The 6,813-nt window shown below is 71.0% G+C and carries 9 protein-coding genes; 2 read left to right on the top strand and 7 right to left on the bottom strand.

All coding sequences use genetic code 11. The annotated features are described in order from the left end of the window. Positions 1-8 precede the first annotated feature (8 nt). Complete coding sequence (locus tag METY_RS07090) at positions 9-848, top strand: sulfite exporter TauE/SafE family protein (protein ID WP_103120678.1); 840 nt, start codon at positions 9-11, stop codon at positions 846-848. 13 nt (positions 849-861) lie between these two features. Here METY_RS07090 and METY_RS07095 read toward each other — a convergent pair whose 3' ends face one another. From METY_RS07095 to cobS, 3 genes are all read right to left on the bottom strand, one after another. After that, positions 862-1,158: a hypothetical protein gene (locus METY_RS07095; protein ID WP_103120679.1), complete on the bottom strand. Its 297-nt coding sequence runs from the start codon at positions 1,156-1,158 to the stop codon at positions 862-864. Further along, positions 1,155-1,367 carry a DUF1289 domain-containing protein gene (locus METY_RS07100; RefSeq protein ID WP_103120680.1) on the bottom strand — a complete coding sequence of 71 codons (213 nt, stop codon included), beginning with the start codon at positions 1,365-1,367 and terminating at the stop codon, positions 1,155-1,157. The genes METY_RS07095 and METY_RS07100 overlap by 4 nt, the downstream gene beginning before the upstream one ends. A 68-nt stretch (positions 1,368-1,435) precedes the next feature. Further along, positions 1,436-2,227 (bottom strand): adenosylcobinamide-GDP ribazoletransferase, encoded by a 792-nt coding sequence (gene cobS / locus METY_RS07105; RefSeq protein WP_103120681.1) that lies wholly within the window; start codon positions 2,225-2,227, stop codon positions 1,436-1,438. Between the two features lie 142 nt (positions 2,228-2,369). On the opposite strand from cobS, the gene cobT reads away from it, so the two are divergent. Further along, the gene (cobT, locus tag METY_RS07110) at positions 2,370-3,419 is read left to right on the top strand and encodes a nicotinate-nucleotide--dimethylbenzimidazole phosphoribosyltransferase (RefSeq protein WP_103120682.1); all 1,050 of its coding nucleotides are present in this window, start codon (positions 2,370-2,372) and stop codon (positions 3,417-3,419) included. A 187-nt stretch (positions 3,420-3,606) separates the two neighbouring features. Here the strand turns inward: cobT and METY_RS07115 are convergent, their stop codons facing one another. The 4 genes from METY_RS07115 to mobA form a co-directional block, all read right to left on the bottom strand. Continuing rightward, a complete protein-coding gene (locus METY_RS07115) occupies positions 3,607-4,350 on the bottom strand; it encodes an ABC transporter permease (RefSeq protein ID WP_103120683.1) in 744 nt (247 codons plus the stop codon). A 4-nt stretch (positions 4,351-4,354) separates the two neighbouring features. Further along, on the bottom strand, positions 4,355-5,059 hold the full coding sequence (locus tag METY_RS07120) for an ABC transporter permease (protein WP_103120684.1): 705 nt from the start codon (positions 5,057-5,059) through the stop codon (positions 4,355-4,357). A gap of 10 nt (positions 5,060-5,069) precedes the next feature. Beyond that, positions 5,070-5,864 carry a lysine/arginine/ornithine ABC transporter substrate-binding protein gene (locus METY_RS07125; RefSeq protein ID WP_103120685.1) on the bottom strand — a complete coding sequence of 265 codons (795 nt, stop codon included), beginning with the start codon at positions 5,862-5,864 and terminating at the stop codon, positions 5,070-5,072. Between the two features lie 101 nt (positions 5,865-5,965). Next, positions 5,966-6,577 carry a molybdenum cofactor guanylyltransferase gene (mobA, locus tag METY_RS07130; protein WP_103120686.1) on the bottom strand — a complete coding sequence of 204 codons (612 nt, stop codon included), beginning with the start codon at positions 6,575-6,577 and terminating at the stop codon, positions 5,966-5,968. Positions 6,578-6,813 lie beyond the last annotated feature (236 nt).

Below are 6,813 nucleotides of genomic sequence, written 5' to 3' on the forward strand. Positions count from 1 at the left end.
GCGCCGCCGTGGACCTTCTTGCTTCGCTGCCGATCGGCGACATCGTCGAGCTTGTCCTGGGCCTCGCGCTCGGCGGCGTCGTGACAGGTCTCCTGGCCGGGGTCTTCGGCGTCGGCGGCGGCGCGGTGATCGTGCCCGTTCTGGCGGTGCTGTTCGACCACTTGGGCGTTCCCGACGACATCCAGATGCAGCTCGCCGTCGGCACCTCGCTCGCCATCATAATCCCCACGTCGATCCGCTCCTTCCGCGCGCACGCCGCGCGTGGGTCGGTGGATCGCCCGGCGCTTCGCGCGTGGCTGCTACCGGTCACGCTCGGAGCGGTCAGCGGCGCCGCCGTCGCGGCCTTCGTCAGCTCCGACGCGCTCAAGCTGGTCTTCGCCCTGTTCGGGCTCGGCATGTCGGCCAATCTGCTGTTCGGCCGCGACGACTGGAGGCTCGCCGCCGATCTTCCCGGCTGGCGTGCGACGTCGATCTGGGGGTTCGGCATCGCGCTGCTTTCAGCCCTGATCGGCATCGGCGGCGGGGCGCTCGGTGCGCTGTTCCTGAAGCTGCACGGCCGGCCGATCCACGTGGCGATCGGCACGTCGGCGGGCCTTGGCGGGCTTATCGCGATCCCCGGCGCGCTCGGCTACGCCGTGGCCGGTCTGCCGCACCTCGCACAGCTGCCGCCGCTCTCGATCGGGTACGTGTCGCTGATCGGGTTCGCGCTGATGGCGCCGATTTCGGTGCTCGTCGCGCCGCTTGGCGTTCGCCTGGCGCATGGGCTGTCGAAGCGCAGGCTGACCGTCGCCTTCGGTCTTTTCCTCGCGTTCGTGGCGGTCCGCTTCATCTACGATCTGGCGACCTGAGCGGCGGGCGCCGCTACACCCGCACGCCCATATCGACCAGGAGACCATGGCCGTAGACATAGGCGAGGGCGATCACCACAGCGATGGCGAGCCAGAGCGCGATGGCCTGAACGGCCTTGCTGGCGTTGCCGCGCCAGCGCGCCAGCACGCCGGGGCCGATCCAGACGGCGACGCAGATCAGGGCCACCGCGGACGCCCAGCGCTCGTTCGGGAATTCGCCGAAGCCGCCGGCGAGGTCTGCGATGACGAACACCAAAATCGTCGCGAGAATGGCGACGACGAGGATTTCGCCGATGCTGCGCTCCCTCATCGACCGGCCTCCGTCGGAGCGCGCTTCTCGGCGAAGATCCTGCGGCGCGCGGGAAGGCCGCGCATCACCGTCTCCCGCGCGTCGGCCGAGAGCCGCGACCAGGCGCCGATTTCGGCCAGGGTGCGCAGGCAGCCCTCGCACCAGCCCGTCGCAGGATCCATGACGCAGACGGAGATGCAGGGACTTTTGATCGGACGGCTCTCGAGCATGCCCTAACCGATGGCCGACCGCTCGGCCGGGCGCAAGACTGCGGCGCGTTATTCCTTCGATGGGCGCGTCACATAAGGGTCAGGGCGAGCGCGGTGAGGGCGGCCGCCTCGCCGAGAGCGGCCGCCGCGCCGCAAACGTCGCCGGTGACGCCGCCGATCTGGCGCCGGGCGAGGACGGACAGCGCTGAGGCCGCAAGCGCGGCGCCCGCGGCCGCGGCGAGGCCGGGTCCTGTCCCTGCAAGGATCGCGGCCAGCGCCGCGCCGACCGCCCAGCCCAAGGCCACCGCGCTCGGCGCCGGGCGCGCGGCGTGGCCGGCGCCGTCGGCGCGGGCGGGCGGCAGCAACACGGTCGGCAGCACGGCTGCGGGCCGCGCGATCGTGGAGGCCGCGGCGACCGCAAGGCCCGCGGCGGGCCCCAGCCCTTCCGCGAGGGCCGCCGCGAGCGAGACGCGAGCGAGCAGCGTCAGGATCAGCGCGGTCGCGCCAAAACTTCCCAGCCGGCTGTCGCGCATGATCGCGAGCTTGCGCTCGCGGTCGCGCCCCCCGCCGAAGCCGTCGGCGACGTCGGCGAGCCCGTCCTCGTGCAGCGCGCCGCTCAGCGCGACGCTGGCCGCGACCGCAAGCGTGGCCGCGGGGAAGGGCGAGAGGCCAAGCCCCGTCAGCCCTGCAAGCACGGCTCCGCCGACAACGCCGACCACCAACCCGGCCAGAGGCGCGGCGCGCGCGACCCCGTCGAAGATCGCGGCGGAATCCGGCGACCCCCAGGAGTGCGGGACGGGCAGGCGGGTGAAGAAACGAAGCGCATCGGCGGCGGCGTCGCGCGCGGCGAGGATCACGGAGATCGAACGGTCGGCGGTCATCGGGCGACAATAGGGTTGCGGTCGCGCCTCACTAGCATGGCCGCGCGCGGAGCGCGCTTGGCGTGCACTGCGGGATCGGCTATCTGCGACGCTCCGGTGACGGCGATTTCCCCACGCCGGCGACGTGACGAGGACGCTTGCCATGACCCGCTCCCCGGACGCCGCGAGGCTCGCATCCGCGAGCGGTCTGCCGTTCGACGATATTCGAGCGCTGCTCGGTCGCCTGCCGGGACCGGCCGCGGAGGCGGTCGCGGCGGTTCGCGCGCGCGAGGCGGAACTGGTGAAGCCCACCGGCGCGCTCGGCCGGCTTGAGGACATCGCGGAGTGGCTCGCCGCTTGGCAGGGCAAGGCCCCGCCGCGCGTCGCCCGTCCGCTCGTCGCAATCTTCGCCGGTGCCCATGGCGTGACGGCGAAGGGCGTTTCGGCCTATCCCGCCGAGGTGACGAGCCAGATGCTCGGCGCCTTTTCCGGCGGCGGGGCCGCGATCAACCAGATCTGCGCGAGCTTCGACATCGGCCTCAAGGTGTTCGACCTCGCCTCCGACCGGCCAACCCCCGACATCACCGAGCGCGCCGCCATGAGCGAGCAGGAATGCGCGGCCACCATGGCTTATGGCATGGAGGCGATCGCCGGCGGGATCGATCTGCTGGTCGTGGGCGAGATGGGTATCGGCAACACCACGGTCGCCGCCGCCATCGCCTGCGCGCTTTACGGCGGGGAGCCGGAGGATTGGGTCGGCCGCGGCACCGGCGTGGACGAAGCGGGCCTTGGGCGCAAGGCCGAGGCCGTGCGCGCCGCTCTCGAGACGCACAAGGGCCATCTCGGCGATCCGCTGGAGGCGCTGCGGCGCGTCGGCGGCCGGGAGCTCGCCGCGATCGCCGGGGCCATCGTCGCGGCGCGGATGGAGCGCGTACCAGTCGTCATCGACGGCTATGTGGCGACCGCCGCCGCCAGCGTGCTGCATGCGCTCGACGCGAGCGCCCTCGACCACTGCGTCGCCGGCCATCGCTCGGCCGAGGCGGCCCATGGCCGCCTGCTGGAGCGCCTGGAGCTGAAGCCGTTGCTCGACCTTGGCATGCGGCTCGGCGAGGGCTCGGGCGGCGCGCTGGCGGTCGCCGTCATCAAGGCCGCGGCGGCCTGCCATTCGGGCATGGCGACGTTTTCGGAAGCCGCGGTGGCGAACCGCGCCTGAGCGAAGGGCCGGTCGAGACCTCCTGGGACGCTGGCCCAGCATGAGGAGCGCCCGTCATGCCCCGGTTTATCCGGGGCGTTCAGCCATCAGCTCTTTCCCAGTTCACGCTCAGTGATGCGGCCTGGATTCCCCGGATAAACTGGGGAATGACGAAGAGCGCTCGAGATCAGCCGGCCTGTCGGACCGCTCACGCCTCCCGCGGCCGAAGATGGCGTGTGGCGCGGCGTTCCAGCAGGTTCCAGACCCGGCGGACGGTTTCGACGAGCACGAGATAGATCAGGGCGGCCCAGAGGTAGACCTCGAAGTCGTAAGAGCGGCTGAACGCGTATTTCGTCGCGCCCAGCACGTCGTAGACCGTCACCACGCTCGCGATCGAACTCGCCTTGATCATCAGCACCAGTTCGTTGCCGAGCGGCCGAAGCCCCTGCGCCAGGGCCTGCGGCAGGGTCACGGTGAGGTAGGTCTGGCCGCGCCGGAGCCCGAGCGCCGCCGCGGCCTCGCTCTGGCCGCGGGCGACCGATCGCACGCCGCCGCGGATGATCTCGCCTTGATAGGCCGCCGTGTTGAGGGTGAAGGTGATGACGACGCACCACCACGCGTCGCGGAACACGCCCCACAGGCCCACAGCGTCGAGCGCGTCGCGAAACTGGCCGGCGCCGTAATAGACGAGGAACACCTGCGCCAGCAGCGGCGTGCCGCGGAAGAAGGTGGAGAATGCGAGGCACAGCGCCCGCGTAATGCGTCCCCCTTCGACCAGAGCGACGCCGAGCGGCAGGGCGAGGAGGAAGCCCACTGTGCAGGACACCGCGACGAGGCCGAGCGTCGTCCAGAGGCCGTCGACGACCCGCGGGCCGTAGCGCGCCATCAGCTCGGCGTCGAAGCCCAGCGCGCCCCAGATGGTCAGGAGGGCGTGGCCAAGGGCCGCCTCCATGGCCTCAGCGCCCTGCGGCGGCGAAGCCGCGGTCGGCGCGCGCCTCGAGCCAGCGGGCGATCGCCGTCGAGAGGCCCGAGAGCGCCAGATAGAGCAGGCAGGCGACGAGATAGAAGAAGAACGGCTGCTTGGTCGCGTTGACCGCGAGGTTGGTCTGCCGGGTGAGGTCGGCGAGGGCGATCACCGAGACCAGCGAGGTGTCTTTGAGCAGAACGAGCCAGGTGTTGGAGAGGCCGGGGAGGGCGACCCGCCACAGCTGGGGAAACACGACGAGGCGGAAGGCGAGGCGGCGCGGCAAGCCGAGCGCCGCGGCCGACTCGCTCTGCCCCTTCGGCACCGCGCGGATGGCGGCCAGCAGCACCTCGCTGGAGAAGGCCCCGAACACGAGGCCGAGCGCCACGACGCCCGCGACGAAGCTGTTGATCTCCACGGTCGCGCCCGTGAGGGCCGCGATCAGCCGCGGGGCGCCGAAGGCGACGATCAGGATCGTCAACAGCTCGGGCAGGCCGCGAAACACGGTCGTGTAGAGCTCGCCGAGCCCGCGCGCCACTCGGCCCTTGGCGTTCTTGAGCAGCGCCACGCCGAGGCCCAGCGCGAGGCCGAGCGGCAGCGTGGCGATCGCAAGCGCGACCGTGACGGCCACGCCGCGCGCAAGGTCGTCGCCCCAGCCTTCGGATCCGAACGACAGCAGCGCGAAGAGGTCGGTCACGCCGCGGCTGTCAGTAGAGGCTGAACGGGAAGTACTTGGCGTTGATCTTCTCGTAGGTGCCGTCGGCGAGGATCTCGGCGATGCCCTTGTCGATCAGCTCCTTCAGCTCGACGTCTTCCTTGCGGAGGCCGGCTCCGATGCCTTCGCCGAAGTACTTCTCGTCGCGGATGTCCTGCCCGATCACCTGGCAGCACTTGCCCGCTTCCGACTTTTCCAGCCAGGGCAGCATCACCGTCTTGTCCCCCAGCACCGCGTCGAGCCGGCCCGAGGCGAGATCGAGGTTGGCCTCGTCCTGGGTGGCGTAGAGCTTCACGGTCGCGCCGGCCGGCTCGTACACGTCCTGAAGGTAGGTGCCGCTGACGGTGGAGGACTGCGCCCCGATCGTCTTGCCCTTCATCGCGTCGGTGGAGGTGCCCATCGAGGCGTTGCGCTTGTCAGTCACGAACAGCGCCGGCGTCTGGTAGTAGCGCTTCGAGAACGCGATGGTCTTCTTGCGCTCGTCGGTGATCGACATGGAGGCGAAGATCGCGTCGTACTTATTGGCGAGCAGCGCGGGGATGATGCCGTCCCAATCTTGCGCCACGAAGGTGCATTCCGCCTTGATCTTCTCGCAGATCGCCTTCGCGATATCGATGTCGAAGCCCTGGACCTGCCCGTCCGCGCCCACGACGTTGAAGGGCGGGTAGGCGCCTTCAGTCCCGATCTTGAGCTTTGACCAGTCCTTCGCCGCCGCCGGGCCGGCGATCAGGGCGCAGGCGAGCGCAAGCGCCGCGGCGCCGGCGAATGCAAACCGGGATGACGACATGACGACGGTCTCCGACTCAGGCTGACGCTTCGGGCCGTCCGAGGGCCCCAACGCGGCGCAGCATTCCACCGTTGTCCGACACGCTCAAGTGGTGGGCGAGCCTATGTTTGCGGCATCCCAGCGGCGAGACGCGCCAGATCTTCCGGCGTGTCGACGTCACGAAACCCGCTCCCGTCGGCGAAGGGAACCTCGATCGCTCGGAGCGCCGCCAGCGCCCGGCGCGGGGCGGCGACGCCGTCTTGGACAAGCTGTTCCAGCGCCTCCGCGCAGCCGAGCGGCCACAAGGCGTGCAGCGGCTCCAACCCTGAGGGGGAGACCGCCGCCGCCGGGCGTTCGCCGCCCGCGGCCGCGAGGCGCGCCACGAGGTCCGCGGGCGGGTAGGGGGCATCGCCCGGAATGGTGGCGAGGTGGGTGACGCCCGCGAGAGTCCGCGCCCAGGCGAGGCCGGCGCGTACCCCGGCCAGTGGGCCACCGGGACCGTCGACCGGGTCAGCGAGCACTGGCCAACCGAAGGCCGCAAATCGGGCGGGGTCGCCATTGGCGGACAGCGCGAGCGTCGCCACCTGAGGACGGAAGCGATCGAGCGCGTGGGCCAAAATCGGGCGGCCGTGAAGCGCGATCAGCGCCTTGTCCGCGCGTCCCATGCGCCGGCCCTCGCCGCCCATCAGGACGACCCCCGCGACCCTCGCCAAGGGGGCTTCGACGTCTGGCATGCCATTCCTTTCCTCGACCCGCCGGACTTGATTGACCTTCGGCCGGCGAAAGGTCCATAGCCCAAGAAAACACGAATGGAGACGCGACATGGCGGTGACGGAAGACGACGTTCGGAGGGCTCTCGACGCGGCGCCGGCGCCGGACGGGGCGCCGAGCCTCGCGCAATCCCCCGCGCTGTCGCCGATCTCGATCTCCGGGGGCCGCGTGATCTTCTCGATCCAGACCACGCCCGACC

Origin of the sequence: Methylopila sp. Yamaguchi (genome assembly GCF_002897035.1) — a bacterium.
Lineage (GTDB): Bacteria > Pseudomonadota > Alphaproteobacteria > Rhizobiales > Methylopilaceae > Methylopila.

Excerpts from the sequence above, each read along its gene's own strand:
- METY_RS07115 (WP_103120683.1), bottom strand. The coding sequence starts at position 4,350 with ATGGAGGCGGCCCTTGGCCACGCCCTCCTGACCATCTGGGGCGCGCTG.
- cobT (WP_103120682.1), top strand. The coding sequence starts at position 2,370 with ATGACCCGCTCCCCGGACGCCGCGAGGCTCGCATCCGCGAGCGGTCTG.
- mobA (WP_103120686.1), bottom strand. The coding sequence starts at position 6,577 with ATGCCAGACGTCGAAGCCCCCTTGGCGAGGGTCGCGGGGGTCGTCCTG.
- METY_RS07125 (WP_103120685.1), bottom strand. The coding sequence starts at position 5,864 with ATGTCGTCATCCCGGTTTGCATTCGCCGGCGCCGCGGCGCTTGCGCTC.
- METY_RS07095 (WP_103120679.1), bottom strand. The coding sequence starts at position 1,158 with ATGAGGGAGCGCAGCATCGGCGAAATCCTCGTCGTCGCCATTCTCGCG.
- METY_RS07100 (WP_103120680.1), bottom strand. The coding sequence starts at position 1,367 with ATGCTCGAGAGCCGTCCGATCAAAAGTCCCTGCATCTCCGTCTGCGTC.
- cobS (WP_103120681.1), bottom strand. The coding sequence starts at position 2,227 with ATGACCGCCGACCGTTCGATCTCCGTGATCCTCGCCGCGCGCGACGCC.